Below are 1,182 nucleotides of genomic sequence, written 5' to 3' on the forward strand. Positions count from 1 at the left end.
GTAACTTTGAGAGAACTACTTGGTTTTCCGAGACGTCGGAAACCGCTACACCGGAAAATCAATTGGAGAAATCACCATGGCAGTGAATGTAAACACTAACGTATCAGCGATGACCGCTCAGCGTTACCTAAACAACGCAAACTCAGCTCAACAAACTTCTATGGAGCGTTTGTCTTCAGGTTTTAAAATCAACAGCGCAAAAGATGACGCTGCGGGTCTACAAATCTCGAACCGTTTGAACGTACAAAGCCGTGGTTTAGATGTAGCGGTTCGCAACGCGAACGACGGTATCTCGATTGCACAAACTGCTGAAGGTGCAATGAATGAGACCACTAATATTCTTCAACGTATGCGTGACTTGTCTCTGCAATCAGCAAACGGTTCAAATTCGAAAGCAGAACGTGTTGCGATTCAAGAAGAAGTGACCGCGCTAAACGACGAACTAAACCGTATCGCAGAAACCACTTCTTTCGGTGGTAACAAGCTACTAAACGGCACACACGGTGCGAAATCGTTCCAAATCGGTGCGGATAACGGCGAAGCAGTGATGCTTGAGCTAAAAGACATGCGTTCAGACAACAAAATGATGGGCGGTGTGAGCTACCAAGCTGAAAGTGGTAAAGGTAAAGACTGGAACGTTGCTGAAGGTAAGAACGACCTAAAAATCAACCTAACGGACAGCTACGGCCAAGAGCAAGAAATCAACATCAGCGCAAAAGCGGGTGACGATATCGAAGAGCTTGCGACTTACATTAACGGCCAAACTGACCTAGTGAAAGCGTCAGTAGACCAAGACGGTAAACTGCAAATCTTCGCTGGCAACAACAAAGTTGAGGGCGAGGTCGAGTTTTCAGGCGGTCTATCTGGTGAATTAGGTTTGGGCGAAGGCAAAAAAGTAACGGTAGATACTATCGACGTAACCTCAGTTGGTGGCGCACAAGAATCTGTTGCTATCATCGATGCGGCACTGAAATACGTAGACAGCCACCGCGCAGAGCTAGGTGCATTCCAGAACCGTTTCAACCACGCAATCAGCAACTTGGACAACATTAACGAGAACGTGAATGCGTCGAAGAGCCGTATCAAAGATACAGATTTCGCGAAAGAAACGACGGCAATGACCAAATCACAAATTCTATCGCAAGCGTCAAGCTCAATCCTTGCGCAAGCGAAACAAGCGCC

At 46.9% G+C, this 1,182-nt stretch carries 1 protein-coding gene; it reads left to right on the plus strand.

The genetic code is table 11. The features are described 5' to 3' along the window. Window positions 1–76: 76 nt before the first annotated feature. Window positions 77–1,182 (plus strand): flagellin (locus R7Z47_RS24055; protein ID WP_226084426.1); only part of this gene is annotated, 1,106 nt, incomplete at its 3' end.

It is taken from the genome of Vibrio sp. 1641, assembly GCF_033339995.1.
Classification (GTDB): domain Bacteria; phylum Pseudomonadota; class Gammaproteobacteria; order Enterobacterales; family Vibrionaceae; genus Vibrio; species Vibrio alginolyticus.